This is a genomic window from Ensifer sp. GW821-FHT05G01, assembly GCF_059419585.1.
On record NZ_JBWKSC010000021.1, the window covers coordinates 39,332 to 54,754 of the forward strand.

Here is a 15,423-nt window from a genome sequence, read left to right on the forward strand (position 1 = left end):
GCTCAGGCCTCCATCACTTCGACGAGCGCGCGTCCGACGCGCGCCGGGCCGGGGAAATAGTCCCACTCCTGGGCATGCGGGTAGGGTGTGTCCCAGCCGGCGACGCGCACGACCGGGGCTTCGAGATGATAGAAGCAGTGCTCCTGGACAAGCGAGGCGATTTCGCCGCCGAAGCCCGAGGTCAGCGTTGCCTCATGCACGACCACGCAGCGCCCGGTCTTTTCGACCGATTGCACAATGGCGTCGAGATCGAGCGGCAGCAGGCTGCGAAGGTCGATGACCTCGGCGTCGATGCCGGTCTCTTCGGCGGCGGCCAGCGCCACATGCACCATGGTGCCATAGGCAATCACAGTGACGGCCGAGCCCTTGCGGCGTACTTCCGCCTTGCCGATCGGGATGGTGTAGTGGCCTTCCGGCACTTCGCCGAGATCGTGCTTCGACCAGGGAATGACAGGGCGGTCGTGGTGCCCGTCGAACGGGCCGTTATAGAGCCGCTTCGGCTCCAGGAACATCACCGGATCCGGGTCTTCGATCGAGGCGATCAGCAGGCCCTTGGCATCATAGGGATTGGACGGCACGACGACCTTGAGGCCGCAGACATGGGTGAACAGCGCTTCCGGGCTCTGGCTGTGCGTCTGCCCGCCGAAGATGCCGCCGCCGGTCGGCATGCGTAGCACGATCGGGCAGGTGAAGTCGCCGTTGGAGCGATAGCGGATGCGGGCCGCTTCCTGGGTGATCTGGTCATAAGCCGGGTACATGTAGTCGGCGAACTGGATCTCGACGCAGGGCTTCAGCCCGTAGGCCGCCATGCCGATCGCCGTGCCAACGATGCCGCTCTCGCTGATTGGTGCGTCGAAGCAACGGGTCTTGCCGTATTTCGCCTGGAGCCCCTGCGTGCAGCGGAAGACGCCACCGAAATAGCCGACGTCCTCGCCGAAGACGACGACATTGTCGTCGCGCCCCATGGAGACGTCCATGGCGCTGCGCACGGCCTCGATCATTGTCATTCTGGCCATATCAGTATCCTGCCTTCTGGCGCTGTCGGCGAATATGCGGCGGCATCTCGGCATAGACGCCTTCGAAGATGTCGCGCACCGAGGGCCTGCCGCCGGCATGCAAGGTGCCGTGGCCCTCGGCCTGCTTCTGCGCCTGGATCACCGCATCGACGATCTCGGCTTCCGCCTGGGTGTGGCGTTCTTCCGACCACGCGCCGCGTAGGATCAGGTGCTTCTTCAGCCGGAGGACGGGGTCGCCGAGTGGCCAGGCTTCCGATTCCGTCTTCGGCCGGTAGGCGCTCGGATCGTCGGAGGTGGAGTGCGCGCCGACCCGGTAGGTGACGTATTCGATCACCGTCGGGCCGAGATTGCGTCGGGCGCGTTCGGCTGCCCATTTGGCAACCGCATAGACGGCGAGATAGTCGTTGCCGTCGACGCGCAGCGCCGGGATGCCGAAACCGAGGCCACGGGCGGCAAAGGTGCCGGAGCCGCCGCGGGCGATGCCCTGGAAGGTCGAGATGGCCCACTGATTGTTGACGATGTTGAGAATGACCGGCGCCTTGTAGGTGGAGGCAAAGACGAGGGCGGAATGGAAATCCGATTCCGCCGTCGAGCCGTCGCCGATCCAGGCGGCGGCGATCTTGGTGTCGTTCTTGATGGCAGATGCCATCGCCCAGCCGACCGCCTGCACATATTGGGTGGCGAGGTTGCCGGAGATGGTGAAGAAGCCATGTTCCTTGGAGGAATACATGATCGGCAGCTGGCGGCCGCGCAGGGGATCGCTCTCGTTCGAGAAGATCTGGTTCATCATCTCGACCATGGGGTATTCGTCGGCGATCAGCAGACCCGCCTGACGATAGGTCGGGAAATTCATGTCGCCCTTGTTCAGCGCCTTGCGGAAGGCGCAGCTGACCGCTTCTTCGCCCAGATGCTGCATGTAGAACGACGTCTTGCCCTGGCGTTGCGCCATGACCATGCGCGCATCGAAGGCGCGCAGCGTCATCATGTGCTTGAGGCCGGCAAGCAGCTCGTCGTCGGACAACAGCCCGGCCCACGGGCCGACGGCTTCACCATCACGGTTCAAGACGCGGATGATCGAATAGGCGAGGTCGCGGATCTCTTCCGGCGCGACGTCGATCTCGGGCCTCGGCACAGAGCCGGCCTTCGGGATCTTGACGTTGGAGAAGTCCGGCTGGCCGCCCGGGCGGACCGCCGGTTCGGGCACATGCAGGCTAAGTCGATCGGGATCGCTCATGCGGTTTCCGGCCTCCCTCCGGCGTGCGCGACGCGCACCTTACAAGCATGGGGAAAACGGGACGTCGCCAGACGGCAAAAGCGGCCGCGACCACCTGCAGGCTCCTCCGCCCAGGTCGTCACACCTTCCTCCTCAGCCCCGTTCTCCCAACGGGAATGCACACAGACTGACACGAGTTCAGGGGCTTATGAAGGCCTTTCGGCCGCTCGCGATGCTTGCAGCTGAAGAAAGACAGAATCCTGCCATAGCCATGGCAGCGGCTGGTGCCGCTGCGATTTCCTGTTGGCCTTGCGCGTAATTTTCTTGCGTGACGACTTCTGGTTCGTCTGTTCAAACCGGCGGAGCGATGGTGATCGGCGTGCCGTCGGAGAAACGCGAGAGGCGAAAAGGTGTGGGATCGACGATCGGTTTTCCGCCGGTGACGAGGTCGGCGACCAGATGCCCGGCACCCGGGCCGATGCCGAAGCCATGGCCGGAAAATCCCGTGGCAACGATCAGCCCGGGCAGGCTTTCGACCGTCGAGATCACCGGCACGGCGTCGGGCGTCACGTCGATAAGGCCCGCCCAGACCTGTTGCACCCGCGCCTCGCGAAGCGACGGCAACGCCTTCCTGGCTTCGTCGAATGCGCGCAGCGCCGAGTGCTGGTCGGGCTGCGGATCCAGCACCCGATGCCGCTCGAAAGCGCCGGGGCGGTCGAGCGGAACAGTGCCGATCTCGAACAGTTCGCGCCAGCTCTGGGCGCTGAGGCCGACCTGAACGGAATCGCCTTCGGCCTTTCGCGCCGGCTGGAAATCGCGGAAGAAGGCAAAACTGTCGGGCACTACAGGATGCAGGTTGGCGCCGCCATCGGCAATCGTGTAGCCACCGTCGAGCCGTTTGCGATAGGCGTAGGTGCCGGTTGCACCCGCGCCTTCGGGGCCGCCCGAGACTGCGCTGGTCCGAAGCACGGTGTTGCGCACTTTCAATTGCGGCAACCGGATGCCGAGCCCTTTGAGGAACAACCGCGACCAGGCGCCACCGGCCACGACGACACCAGAGGTTTCGATCCGGCCCTTTTCGGTGACGACGGCGCTGATGCGCCCGGCTTGTCTCTCGATGCCGCGGACAGCGCAGCCCGAAAGGATGCGGGCACCGGCGCGCCGCGCCCCGGCAACGATCGCCGGTACCGCCTTTTGCGGCTCGGCCCGGCCGTCGCTCGGCGTGTGCAGCGCGCCTTGGTAGCGGATGCCGGCGCCCGGCATCAACGCTTCCGTTTTTTCCGCCCCGATCTGTCTGCTATCGACGCCATAGGGTCTCGCCATCGCCAACCAGGCATCGCGGTTGGCGATGTCGGTCTCATTCTCGGAAATGTAGAGGATGCCGTTGCGGCGAAAGCCGGTCTCGCCACCGATGCGCGCATCGAGCGTATCCCAGATCTTCAGCGCCTCGATCGCCAGCGGTATTTCCCGCTCATCCCGGCCCATGACGCGCACCCAGCCCCAGTTGCGGCTCGACTGTTCGGCTCCGGGCGTGCCTTTTTCGCAAAGCACGACGTCGATGCCGCGCTCTGCCAGAAACAGTGCGGTGCTGACACCGATGATGCCGCCGCCGACGATGACGACATCGGCTTTCGCCGGTAGGTTCTGATCGGTTTCGACGATATCGAGAGTGGGACCGGGCATGGGAGGGAGCTTTCAGGCGGGGTTTGCGAACGCGCCATCGGTGCATGCCGGCACTGCCAGATCAAGGCCCGGATTCTAGCTTTCTGATCATTTCAATGTTTGCGTCGATCGGATGGTGCGAAATCGGTTTGATGCCATCGGCGCAGTCTTTCGATTTGCCGCGCAAGCTTCTATGTTTCGCGCATGAACGACCGCACCGACGACCTCCGCCCGATCCTGCGCATCGACTTCCCGCCCGAGGACCGGCTCGGGCGCGGCAAGATCATGCTTCTGGAACACATCCGCGAGACCGGATCGATCTCGGCGGCCGGCCGGGCCATGGACATGTCCTACCGCCGGGCCTGGTTGCTGGTCGATGCCTTGAACCGGATGTTCAAAGAGCCGTCGGTCGAAAGCCAGCGTGGCGGCAAACAGGGCGGTGGCGCGGCGCTGACCCCTTTCGGCGAGACGCTGATCCGCCGCTATCGCGAGATGGAGGCAAAGGCGCGGGCGGCGATTGCCGACGATCTCGCCTGGCTGGAGGACGCGCGCGATCCCGACCAGACGCCGGTCAGTGATCGATCGCCACGGACTTGATGATCGCGTGGATCGGCTTTCCCTGATGCAGTTGAAGCGCATCGCGTGAAAAGCTGGTGATGCGCGATGCGATCGTTGTGCCGCCGCAATCGACCCTGATATCGACGCTGCCATTCTCGCCCGGTGTCATTTCGACGATCGTCCCCTCCAGCACATTGAGCGCGCTGATGCCCTCAGGGCGGGCCGTCGCCAGCATGACGTCGCGCGCGGCAATATGCAGGCGCAAGGCGTGTCCCGGCGCGAGGTCGATTTTCGACACCCGGATCAACCGCTCGCCGACGCGCACCGTCGTCAGGTCATGGGTGGTGTCGTGCGTGTCGACCACGCCTTCTAGCAGAACGCCCGCTTCGCGCAGGCCGGTGGCGACCGTCGCTGCCGGCGCGCTCAGCACGTCGGCAGCCGCACCTGAGGCCTTCACGCGGCCATCTTCGAGCACCACGACCCGCTGGGCGAGACGCGCGACTTCGCTGACGGAATGGCTGACATAGACGATCGGGATACCGGCATCGTCGCGCAAGCGTTCGAGATAGGGCAGGATTTCGGCCTTGCGGGCCTCATCAAGCGCTGCGAGCGGCTCATCCATCAGAAGCAGGCGGGGCGCGGCCAGCAAGGCGCGGCCGATGGCGACGCGTTGGCGTTCGCCGCCCGACAGGGCCGAGGGGTTGCGCTCGAGCAGATGGCTGATGCCGAGCATCTCGACGATACGTGTCGTGTCGGCTGCCTTGCCTTGCTTGCCGGCAAACCAGCGGCCATAGGCAAGGTTGCTGGCGACGCTCAAATGCGGGAACAGCCGCGCTTCCTGGAACACGTAGCCGAAACGGCGGCGATGCACTGGTGTGAAGATCCGCCGCTCGCTGTCGGCGATGATGTCGCCGTCGAGCACCACGCGGCCGCTTTCAGGCTTCATCAGGCCCGCGATGATGTTGATGAGCGAGGTCTTGCCCGAGCCCGAACGGCCGAACAGCGCGGTGACGCCGCCATCGGAGGTGAAAGCGGCGTCGACGGAGAAATTTCCGAGCCGGTGGCGGGCTTCGACGAGAAGGGTCATGCGGCAATCGTCCGCTTGGCGGCAGCGTTTGCCAGAAGTTCCGAGAGCATCAGCGCCGCCATGGAGATGACGACCGAGATGATCGTCAGGCGCATGGCGCCGGCGTCGCCGCCCGGCACCTGGGTGAAGGTGTAGATCGCGGCCGACAGCGTCTGCGTCTCACCGGGGATGTTGGAGACGAAGGTGATCGTCGCGCCGAATTCGCCCATCGCCTTGGCAAAGGCGAGAACCATGCCGGCGATGATGCCCGGCAGGATCAGCGGCAGGGTGACGGTGAAGAATACCGAGACGGGTCCCGCGCCGAGCGTGGTTGCCGCATCCTCGAGCTTGCGGTCGACCGCCTCGATCGACAGTCGGATGCTGCGCACCATCAAGGGAAAGGCCATGACGGCGCAGGCAAGGGCAGCGCCGGTCCAGCGGAAGGAGAACACCAGACCGAAATGTTCGGCAAGAAAAGCGCCGATCGGTCCGCGACGACCAAACAGCAGCAGAAGCAGAAAACCGGTGACGACCGGCGGCAGGATCAGCGGCATGTGCACGAGGCCGTTCAGCACCGTCTTGCCCCAGAAGCGGCCGCGCGCGAGCAGCATTGCGACGCCGAGCGCAAAGGGCAGGCTGCAGATCATCGCGACGGTTGCCACGCGCAGGCTCAGCAGGATCGCCGTCCATTCCGCGTCGCTCAACTCCAACCAATCCACCGTCTTGCCACCCCCGGTCGAATTCTCCAGCGCCGCGAGGTTCGCAGCGCCGGAGCAAGATAGATGCTTCGCCCGTTCATGCACAGGCGAGGCAGCGGTTATTTCAGGATGGTGAAGCCCTGCTTTTCAAAGAGTGGTGCTGCCTTGTCGGACTTGATGAAGTCGACATAGGCGGCCGCATCGGCGCTCTTGCTTTCCGCAGTGATCGCGATCGGGTAGATGATCGGCGGGTGGCTTTCTTCCGGGAAGGTGCCGACGACCTTGACGCCCGGATCGGCTGCAGCGTCGGTCTGGTAGACGATACCGTAGGGCGCTTCGCCGCGCGAAACGAGCAGCAGTGCCGCACGCACGCTCTCCGCGCCGGCAACCTTCTGTTCGACGGTCGACCAGACGCCGAGCTTTTCAAGCGCTGCCTTGCCGTACTTGCCGGCCGGCACGGAATCGACCGCACCCATCGCCAGGCGGCCGTCGCCGACCAGCGCTGCGAGGTCAAAGCCTTGCTTTATCTCGACCGGCTGCGCATCTGCCTTGCCCGAAACCAGAACGATGCGGTTGCCGAGCAGGTTGGCGCGGGTGTCGTCCTTGATCAGCTTCTTCTCCGCCAGATAGTCCATCCAGGCGAGATCGGCGGAGATGAAGACGTCGGCGGGTGCGCCCTGTTCGACCTGCTTGGCAAGGGCCGAGCTTGCCGCATAGGAAACGGTCGTTTCCTTGCCGCTTTCCTTCTGCCATTCGGCGTTGATCGCATCGAGCGCGTTCTTCAGGCTCGCGGCGGCAAAGACGGTTACCTTGTCTTCGGCCATGGCGGCGTTTGGCGCGTAGGTAACGCCGGCCCAGGCGACGCCGAGGGCGAGCACCAGACCCTTCAGCAATTGTCTGCGTTGTTTCATCATTCTTGCCTCCATCAAATTCGTGATATTTTTCAGGATATAACGATATCTCCTCCTGATTAGCGTTGTATCTGTTGAAATACAATGCTGTTGGAGCGCGCTAGTAAAAGCCGTGAAACAAGCGGCTCGGTGCATGATTGCCGCTTGCGGTGTCGGGCGATCGGCCTAAATTCCGGGGCGCAAGCGGATGAAACGAAGCGGAGGCGGCATGGAAACGGCAGTGAAGCTCGAAGAGAGCTGGAAAGCGGCACTGGAGCCGGAATTTTCCAGCCCTTATATGGGCGATCTCAAGCAGTTCCTTCTCACCGCGCGCAACGAAGGACGGCAGATCTTTCCGCGAGGATCCGAGTATTTTCGCGCCCTCGATCTGACGCCGCTCGACAAGGTGCGTGTCGTCATCCTCGGACAGGATCCCTATCACGGTGACGGCCAGGCGCACGGGCTTTGCTTCAGCGTTCGCCCGGGCGTTCGCACGCCGCCGTCGCTGGTCAATATCTACAAGGAACTGAAGACCGATCTCGGCATTGCGCCGGCCCGTCACGGTTTTCTCGAAAGCTGGGCAAAGCAGGGCGTGCTGCTTTTGAACAGTGTGCTGACCGTCGAGCGCGGGCAGGCTGCCTCGCATCAGGGACGCGGCTGGGAGCGCTTCACCGATGCGATCATCCGCGCCGTCAACGAAGCCGATCACCCTGTGGTGTTTCTGCTCTGGGGGTCCTATGCGCAGAAGAAGGCTGCCTTCGTCGATCGTTCGCGCCATCTGGTGCTGCGGGCGCCGCACCCATCGCCGCTGTCTGCCCATTCCGGCTTTCTCGGCTGCCGACATTTCTCTCAGGCCAATGAATTCCTCGTCTCCAAAGGTTTCGAGCCGATCGACTGGACGCTGCCCGAAAATCCGGAGGCGCCTTCGTCGCCCTGATGTCATGGCGCTGGCGGCCGAAGCCCTGTCGCGCGTGGAGCTTGCGTCTCAACCGCCGATCCGCCAAAGACACAGGTCAGGCCTACGCGCCGGTTCCGGCGCGCGACGGTCGCTGCAACACCTAGACGAACGGCAGGGACGCCCGTGCGAAAACTTCTGATCATCGGCATCGGTTCCGGCAATCCGGAGCACATGACCGTCCAGGCGATCAACGCGCTCAACCGCGCCGACGTGCTGTTCATCCCGACCAAGGGCGAGAAAAAAACCGAGCTTGCCGAAGTGCGCCGCGAGATCTGCGCGCGCTACGTGACACGCGCCGACAGCCGCACGGTCGAATTCGCCGTGCCGGTCCGCCGAACCGAAGGCGTCAGCTATGACGGCAGCGTCGACGACTGGCACGCCCGCATCGCCGAAATCTACGAGCGCCTGATCGGCAGAGAACTCAGCGAAGACGGGATCGGCGCCTTTCTCGTCTGGGGCGATCCGATGCTCTATGACAGCACTATTCGCATCGTCGAGCGGGTGAAGGCACGTGGCAAGGTCGCTTTTGACTATGACGTTCTGCCCGGGATCACCAGCTTGCAGGCGCTCTGCGCCAGCCACCGCATCCCGCTGAACCTCGTCGGCAAACCGGTCGAGATCACCACCGGTCGCCGGCTTGCGGAGAGTTTTCCCGCGCGGAGCCAGACCTCGGTCGTCATGCTTGACGGCGAGCAGGCATTCCAGCGGATCGAGGACCCTGAAGCCGAGATCTATTGGGGCGCCTATCTCGGAACGCCGGACGAAATCGTCATTTCCGGCCGCCTTGCCGACGTCAGGGGCAAGATCCTGGCGGCGCGGGCGCAGGCGCGCGAGCGGATGGGGTGGATCATGGATATCTATCTGTTGCGCAAGGGTGCCGATTTCGACGAATAGGCGCGGCTGCCCCTGCATTCTCAGGACTTTGCCGTCGCCTTTGATCTCTCTCAACGTCGGTCACTGTGTTATAGCGTCAGGTGAAGAACGAGCCCTCTGGCGAGGGTGGATGCGAGGAGCGACCGAGACCTGCCGATGACCCTGTGCGCCGTGCCGACACCGCCGATGACTGACGTCGCCGCCTCCATGCGTCGCGGGGCATGCCCGTCGCTTGCAGCCCCGATGCAGACCGGCGATGGTCTGCTGGTGCGGTTGCGCCCGCTCGACGGCAGCCTGGCGCTTTCGCAATTCTCCGCTGTCGCGGAGGCAGCGAGCCGGTTCGGCAACGGCCTCCTGGAAATCACCGCGCGCGGCAATCTGCAGGTTCGCGGGTTGATCGCATCAACGGTTCCCGCGCTTGCCGAGGCGATCGGCGAAGCGGCAATCGTGGTGCCCGATGGCGTGGCGATCGAGACGCCGCCGCTTGCCGGCATCGACCCTGAGGAAGTCGTTGACCCGCGGATCCTCGCCGCGACGTTGCGGGAGGTGATCGCTGCGCAAGGGGCTGCCTTAAAGCTGGCGCCGAAGCTCGCCATCATCGTCGATGGCGGCGGCCGGTTCCATCTCGGCGATACCATTGCCGATTTGCGACTGCAGGCCGTCGGGCGCAGCGATGACGTCTGGTGGAAGCTGTCGCTTGCCGGGACAGCGGCGACGGTGAAGCCCGTCTGCGCGCTTCGAACCGAAGCTGTCGTGCCGGTCGTTATCCGGATTCTGGAGGCCTTGGCGGCCATCGGTCCGGCGGCGCGTGGCCGCGATCTGGACATCGATGCGGTGCGGGCGCTCTGTCCGCCGGGCGCCGGCCAGGTGCCGTTCGCTCCAGCTTTGGCGCCGGCCTCTTCCGTTGTCGGCATGCACGATCTCGGTTCGGCAGGCACAATTCTCGGCCTTGGGCTTGCCTATGCACAGATCGACGCCACCAGCCTGATCGCTTTTCTGCAGCAAGCAAGCGAGCTTGGCGGGCGCGGAATTCGGCTCGCCCCAAGCCACGGCTTTTTCCTGCTGGGCCTTGAGCGTGCGGCGGCAGCAATCGTTCAGCGTCTGGCGCTTTCGCAGGGCTTGCGGATCGCACCCGACGACCCGCGAAACCACATTGCCACCTGCGCCGGCAGCACCGGCTGCGCATCCGCATGGATGGACACCAAGGCGATGGCGCGGCTATGGGTGGAAACGGTGCCGGATCTCTTCGACGGTTCGCTGACGGTGCATCTGTCCGGTTGTCTCAAGGGCTGCGCCCGCCCGAAGGCGTCGGCGCTGACGCTGGTGGGTGCGCCATCAGGATATGGGCTTGTCGTAAATGGGGCGGCGAAGGATGGCGCGAATGCCTACACCGATGAAAATGGAATGAAATCCGCTCTGGAACGGCTGGCCGGCCTGGTGCGAGAAAACAAAGACGCTGGCGAATCGGCGCGGTCCTGTCTTACACGGCTGGGTGCCGCGCGCGTCTCGGCTGCGTTCGAACAGGGATAGAAATGCCTGAGTATGATTACATCCGGGATGGCAACGCCATCTATGAGCGTTCCTTCGCCATCATCAGGGCAGAAGCCGACCTTTCCGCCTTTTCCGAGGAGGAAGCCGATCTCGCGGTGCGCATGGTCCATGCCTGTGGCCTGGTCGAGGCGTCGAAGCAGTTCGTGTTCTCTCCTGATTTCGTCAGCGCTGCCCGCGATGCACTGAAGAATGGCGCGCCGATCCTGTGCGATGCCGAGATGGTCGCGCGCGGCGTCACGCGCGCGCGTCTGCCTGCAAACAACGAGGTGATCTGCACACTTCGCGATCCGCGCACGCCGGAGCTGGCGGCCGAGCTCGGCAATACGCGCTCGGCGGCGGCGTTGAAGCTCTGGATCGAACATTTGGCCGGCTCCGTCGTCGCCATCGGCAACGCGCCGACGGCGCTGTTCTATCTCTTGGAAATGCTGCGCGACGGCGCGCCGAAGCCGGCGGCGATCATCGGCATGCCGGTCGGCTTCGTCGGCGCGGCGGAATCGAAGGATGCACTGGCGGAAAATTCCTATGGCGTGCCGTTCGCGATCGTGCGCGGTCGCCTCGGCGGCAGCGCCATGACGGCCGCGGCGCTCAATTCGCTCGCGAGGCCGGGCCTGTGAGCGGCGCGGTCATGGGCCGATTGATCGGCGTCGGTACGGGGCCTGGCGACCCGGAGTTGTTGACCGTCAAGGCCGTCAAGGCCTTGGGTGAGGCGGACGTGCTTGCCTATTTCGCCAAGGCGGGACGCAGCGGCAACGGCCGCGCTGTCGTCGAGGGTCTGTTGAAGCCGGGTCTTGTCGAGCTGCCGCTCTACTATCCGGTCACCACCGAGATCGACAAGGAAGACAGCGCCTACAAGGGCCAGATCACCGATTTCTACAATGCGTCTGCCGAGGCGGTCGCGCAGCATCTTGAAGCCGGCCGAACCGTCGCGGTCTTAAGCGAAGGCGATCCGCTGTTCTACGGCTCCTACATGCACCTGCATGTGCGGCTTGCGGGACGTTTCCCGGTCGAAGTCATCCCCGGCATCACTGCCATGTCCGGCTGCTGGTCGCTGGCCGGCCTGCCGCTGGTCCAGGGCGACGACGTGCTGTCGGTGCTGCCGGGCACGATGGCGGAAGGCGAGCTTGGCCGACGTCTGGCCGATACCGAGGCCGCCGTCATCATGAAGGTCGGGCGCAACCTGCCGAAAATCCGCCGGGCGCTTGCCGCCTCCGGCCGGCTTGACCAGGCCGTCTATGTCGAGCGCGGCACGATGAAGAACGCGGCGATGACCGCGCTTGCGGAAAAGCCCGATGACGACGCGCCCTACTTTTCGCTGGTGCTCGTTCCCGGCTGGAAGGACAGACCATGAGCGGCACGCTCTATGTCGTCGGCACCGGCCCCGGCAGTCCCGCGCAGATGACGCCGGAGACGGCCGAGGCCGTCTCGCAGGCGCAGGAATTCTTCGGCTATTTCCCCTATCTCGACCGCCTGAATCTCAGGCCCGACCAGATCCGCATCGCGTCGGACAATCGCGAGGAACTTGACCGTGCACAGGCGGCGCTGACGCGCGCCGCTGCCGGCGCCAAGGTCTGCATGGTCTCGGGCGGCGATCCCGGTGTGTTCGCGATGGCGGCTGCCGTCTGCGAGGCGATCGACAAGGGACCGGCAGAATGGAAGTCGGTCGATCTGGTCGTGACGCCGGGCGTGACCGCGATGCTCGCCGTTGCAGCGCGCATCGGTGCGCCGCTCGGCCATGATTTCTGCGCCATTTCGCTTTCCGACAACCTGAAGCCCTGGGAGGTCATCACCAAACGGCTGAAGCTTGTGGCGGAAGCCGGTCTGGTGATCGCGCTCTACAACCCGATCAGCAAGGCGCGGCCATGGCAGCTCGGTGAAGCCTTCGAGATCCTGCGCGGCGTCCTGCCGGCGACGGTGCCGGTGATCTTCGGTCGCGCCGCCGGCCGGCCGGACGAGCGCATCGCGGTGATGCCGCTCGGTGAGGCCGATGCCAGCCGCGCCGACATGGCGACGTGCGTCATCATCGGCTCGCAGGAAACGCGCATCGTTGAACGCGAAGGCAAGCCGGATCTGGTTTATACGCCGCGCTTCTACGCCGGAGACAGCCAGTGATCGATGCGTTCGAGTGCGGTATCGCAGTCGCCGACCGACGGGACGTCGGCGGGCTTGCGGCGCTCGACCATGATCACCGCAACCCCCAGTTTGCGGGCCGCCGCGATCTTGCCATAGGTGGCAGCGCCGCCGCTGTTCTTGGCAACGATCACGTCGATACGATTGGCCTTCAGCAGTTCGATTTCGTCCGGTTCGGCGAACGGGCCGGTGGCAAGGATCGCCGCCGCATCGGGCAGCTTCAATGGCGGGCTCACCGGGTCGACGCTTCGGATGACGTAGCTGTGCTGCGGTGCTGCCTCGAAATGAAAGGCCTCCTGCCGACCGATGGCGAGAAAGACACGGCGCTTCGTTTCGCCAAGGGCGGTCACCGCCTCGGCGACGCTGCCGACGCCGGTCCAGTCGTCGCCGGCTTGCGCCTGCCATTCCGGACGGCGCAGCGAAAGCAGCCGCACGCCCGCGGCCTTTGCGGCCATCGCGGCATTGTGCGAAATCCGGGCTGCGAAAGGATGCGTCGCATCGACGACCAGCGCGATCTCTTCGGCAATGAGGAAGGCCGCGAGCCCCTCGGCGCCGCCAAAACCGCCGACCCGGGTCTTGACCGGTTGCGGACGCGGATCGGCCGTGCGGCCGGCAAGCGAGATCGCGGTTTGATAACGCGTATCGCCGGCAAGGCGGGATGCCAGTTCGCGGGCTTCGGTTGTCCCGCCAAGAATCAAAATACGAGGTTTTTCCATGGCTGAGGTGTCGAACAGCGATCCGGCCATCGTCTCCCCCTGGTTGACCATCATCGGCATAGGCGAGGATGGTGTAGCCGGTCTCGGCGACGAGGCCAAGCGGCTGATTGCGGCTGCGCCGGTGGTCTATGGCGGCGCTCGCCACATGGAGTTGACGCACGCGCTGATCCAGGGCGAGGGTCGCGTCTGGCAAAGCCCGTTCGGCCGTTCGGTCGATGAGATTGTTGCGCGTCGCGGCACCCCGGTCGTCGTTCTCGCCTCGGGAGACCCGTTCTTCTTCGGTGTCGGCGCCACGCTTGCGCGCCGCGTTGCTACGGCGGAAATTCGCACGCTGCCCGCGCCTTCCTCCTTCAGCCTGGCCGCCTCGCGCCTTGGCTGGGCACTGCAGGAGGCGACGCTCGTGTCGCTGCACGGACGGCCGATAGACCTGGTGCGGCCGCATCTGCAGCCGGGCAACCGGGTGCTGGCACTGACATCGGATGGAACCGGACCGAAGGCGCTCGCCGAGCTCTTGACGGAAAACGGCTTCGGTCAGTCGCGCCTGACGGTTCTGGAGGCGCTGGGCGGCGCCGGCGAACGCGTGACGACGCAGATTGCCTCGCTCTTTATGCTCGGTGTCGTCCATCCGCTCAACGTCTGCGCCATCGAAGTGGCCGCCGATCACGGCGGCCGGGTGCTTCCGCTTTCGGCCGGGCGCGACGACCTGCTGTTCGAACATGACGGCCAGATCACCAAGCGGGAAGTGCGGGCGCTGACGCTGTCGGCTCTCTCGCCGCGCAAGGGCGAACTGCTCTGGGATATCGGCGCGGGCTCAGGCTCGATTGGCATCGAATGGATGCTGGCCGATCCGGCGATGCGGGCGATTGCCATCGAGGCTTCGCCCGAGCGTGCGGTGCGTGTTGGCCGCAATGCAGAGGCGTTCGGCGTGCCCGGCCTGATGGTCGTCCAGGGCAAGGCACCCGCAGCTCTGTCAGGTCTTTCACGCCCCGATGCGATCTTCATCGGCGGCGGCGGCAGCGAGCCGGGTGTCATGGACGCGGCCGTTGCCGCGCTAGGTGACGGCGGCCGGCTGGTTGCCAACGCGGTTACGACAGAAATGGAAGCGGTGCTGCTGCAACGCCACGCCAAGCTTGGTGGCTCGCTGATCCGCATCGATATCGCCCGGGCGCTGCCGATTGGCGGAATGACCGGCTGGCGGCCGGCGATGCCGGTGACGCAATGGTCCTGGACGAAGAGCTAGAGAGTTCTGCGGCCGGACTTGCATCAGACAAAGAGAATGGGGCGGTTCCGCATTTGCGTGAACAGCGCCTGGAACGTTCGGAGAGACACATGACGGTACATTTCATCGGCGCAGGCCCAGGAGCTGCGGATCTGATTACGGTTCGCGGTCGCGATCTGATTGGACGCTGCCCGGTCTGCCTTTATGCCGGGTCGATCGTCTCGCCCGAGCTCTTGCAGTATTGCCCGCCCGGTGCCCGCATCGTCGACACGGCGCCGATGTCGCTCGATGAGATCGAGGCGGAATATGTGCGCGCGGCGGAAGCTGGCGAGGATGTCGCCCGGCTGCATTCCGGCGATCTTTCCGTCTGGAGCGCGGTCGCCGAACAGATCCGCCGGCTGGAGAAGCATGGCATCGGTTACACGATGACACCGGGTGTCCCGTCCTTCGCGGCCGCTGCTGCAGCACTTGGTCGTGAACTGACAATTCCCGCCGTCGCCCAGAGCCTGGTGCTGACGCGGGTGTCTGGCCGTGCCTCGCCGATGCCCAACACCGAGACGCTTACCGGCTTCGGCGCCACCGGCGCGACGCTTGCCATTCATCTGGCCATCCATGCGCTCGATCAGGTGGTCGCGGAACTGACGCCGCTCTATGGCGCAGATTGCCCTGTCGCGATCGTCGTCAAGGCGTCGTGGCCGGATGAGCGGGTGGTGCGGGGAACGCTCGGCACGATCGCGGCCAAGGTCGCCGAAGAGCCGATCGAGCGCACCGCGCTGATCTTCGTCGGTCCCGGTCTGGAAGCGTCGGATTTCCGCGAAAGTTCGCTCTACGATCCCGCCTATCAGCGGCGTTTTCGCGGGCGCGACGCGCTATAAA

16 protein-coding genes are annotated in these 15,423 nt (G+C 64.9%); 9 read left to right on the forward strand and 7 right to left on the reverse strand.

Annotated elements, in window-relative coordinates; translation table 11 throughout:
• Positions 1–2: 2 nt before the first annotated feature.
• The 3 genes from AC07UR_RS33220 to AC07UR_RS33230 form a co-directional block, all read right to left on the reverse strand.
• On the reverse strand, positions 3–1,016 hold the full coding sequence (locus AC07UR_RS33220; protein ID WP_173423765.1) for an alpha-ketoacid dehydrogenase subunit beta: 1,014 nt from the start codon (positions 1,014–1,016) through the stop codon (positions 3–5).
• 1 nt (position 1,017) lies between these two features.
• On the reverse strand, positions 1,018–2,250 hold the full coding sequence (locus tag AC07UR_RS33225; RefSeq protein ID WP_173423764.1) for a 3-methyl-2-oxobutanoate dehydrogenase (2-methylpropanoyl-transferring) subunit alpha: 1,233 nt from the start codon (positions 2,248–2,250) through the stop codon (positions 1,018–1,020).
• Positions 2,251–2,580: 330 nt separating this feature from the next.
• Positions 2,581–3,912, reverse strand: a complete 1,332-nt coding sequence (locus AC07UR_RS33230) for an NAD(P)/FAD-dependent oxidoreductase (protein WP_209793245.1) — start codon at positions 3,910–3,912, stop codon at positions 2,581–2,583.
• 183 nt (positions 3,913–4,095) lie between these two features.
• Here AC07UR_RS33230 and AC07UR_RS33235 point away from each other — a divergent pair, with 183 nt between their 5' ends.
• A complete protein-coding gene (locus tag AC07UR_RS33235; protein ID WP_209793247.1) occupies positions 4,096–4,488 on the forward strand; it encodes a winged helix-turn-helix domain-containing protein in 393 nt (130 codons plus the stop codon).
• Here AC07UR_RS33235 and modC read toward each other — a convergent pair.
• The 3 genes from modC to modA form a co-directional block, all read right to left on the reverse strand.
• The gene (gene modC, locus AC07UR_RS33240; protein ID WP_209793249.1) at positions 4,463–5,536 is read right to left on the reverse strand and encodes a molybdenum ABC transporter ATP-binding protein; all 1,074 of its coding nucleotides are present in this window, start codon (positions 5,534–5,536) and stop codon (positions 4,463–4,465) included. The genes AC07UR_RS33235 and modC overlap by 26 nt on opposite strands.
• Positions 5,533–6,234 carry a molybdate ABC transporter permease subunit gene (gene modB, locus AC07UR_RS33245; RefSeq protein WP_209793252.1) on the reverse strand — a complete coding sequence of 234 codons (702 nt, stop codon included), beginning with the start codon at positions 6,232–6,234 and terminating at the stop codon, positions 5,533–5,535. The genes modC and modB overlap by 4 nt, the downstream gene beginning before the upstream one ends.
• Before the next feature lie 98 nt (positions 6,235–6,332).
• Positions 6,333–7,124, reverse strand: coding sequence for a molybdate ABC transporter substrate-binding protein (gene modA, locus AC07UR_RS33250; RefSeq protein ID WP_209793304.1), 792 nt, complete (start codon positions 7,122–7,124; stop codon positions 6,333–6,335).
• 208 nt (positions 7,125–7,332) lie between these two features.
• Here modA and ung point away from each other — a divergent pair, with 208 nt between their 5' ends.
• The 6 genes from ung to AC07UR_RS33280 all read left to right on the forward strand — a co-directional run bounded on the left by ung (position 7,333) and on the right by AC07UR_RS33280 (position 12,594).
• Positions 7,333–8,040 (forward strand): uracil-DNA glycosylase, encoded by a 708-nt coding sequence (ung, locus tag AC07UR_RS33255; RefSeq protein WP_173423759.1) that lies wholly within the window; start codon positions 7,333–7,335, stop codon positions 8,038–8,040.
• Positions 8,041–8,184: 144 nt separating this feature from the next.
• Entirely contained in the window at positions 8,185–8,955 is a 771-nt protein-coding gene (gene cobF / locus AC07UR_RS33260; protein ID WP_209793254.1) for a precorrin-6A synthase (deacetylating), read from the forward strand.
• Between the two features lie 135 nt (positions 8,956–9,090).
• Complete coding sequence (gene cobG / locus AC07UR_RS33265; RefSeq protein ID WP_234942086.1) at positions 9,091–10,464, forward strand: precorrin-3B synthase; 1,374 nt, start codon at positions 9,091–9,093, stop codon at positions 10,462–10,464.
• Positions 10,465–10,466: 2 nt separating this feature from the next.
• Positions 10,467–11,099 carry a precorrin-8X methylmutase gene (locus tag AC07UR_RS33270; protein ID WP_209793255.1) on the forward strand — a complete coding sequence of 211 codons (633 nt, stop codon included), beginning with the start codon at positions 10,467–10,469 and terminating at the stop codon, positions 11,097–11,099.
• A complete protein-coding gene (locus tag AC07UR_RS33275; RefSeq protein WP_209793257.1) occupies positions 11,096–11,833 on the forward strand; it encodes a precorrin-2 C(20)-methyltransferase in 738 nt (245 codons plus the stop codon). Before AC07UR_RS33270 ends, AC07UR_RS33275 begins: the two co-directional genes overlap by 4 nt.
• Positions 11,830–12,594, forward strand: a complete 765-nt coding sequence (locus AC07UR_RS33280; RefSeq protein ID WP_209793259.1) for a precorrin-3B C(17)-methyltransferase — start codon at positions 11,830–11,832, stop codon at positions 12,592–12,594. Before AC07UR_RS33275 ends, AC07UR_RS33280 begins: the two co-directional genes overlap by 4 nt.
• On the opposite strand, the gene AC07UR_RS33285 is transcribed toward AC07UR_RS33280, so the two are convergent.
• Complete coding sequence (locus tag AC07UR_RS33285) at positions 12,573–13,358, reverse strand: cobalt-precorrin-6A reductase (protein ID WP_209793261.1); 786 nt, start codon at positions 13,356–13,358, stop codon at positions 12,573–12,575. The two genes, AC07UR_RS33280 and AC07UR_RS33285, sit on opposite strands and share 22 nt — an antisense overlap.
• Here AC07UR_RS33285 and cbiE point away from each other — a divergent pair.
• Both cbiE and cobM read left to right on the forward strand, forming a co-directional pair.
• On the forward strand, positions 13,327–14,568 hold the full coding sequence (gene cbiE, locus AC07UR_RS33290; RefSeq protein WP_209793263.1) for a precorrin-6y C5,15-methyltransferase (decarboxylating) subunit CbiE: 1,242 nt from the start codon (positions 13,327–13,329) through the stop codon (positions 14,566–14,568). The two genes, AC07UR_RS33285 and cbiE, sit on opposite strands and share 32 nt — an antisense overlap.
• A gap of 89 nt (positions 14,569–14,657) precedes the next feature.
• The gene (gene cobM / locus AC07UR_RS33295; protein WP_209793264.1) at positions 14,658–15,422 is read left to right on the forward strand and encodes a precorrin-4 C(11)-methyltransferase; all 765 of its coding nucleotides are present in this window, start codon (positions 14,658–14,660) and stop codon (positions 15,420–15,422) included.
• The last annotated feature ends 1 nt before the right edge of the window (position 15,423 follow it).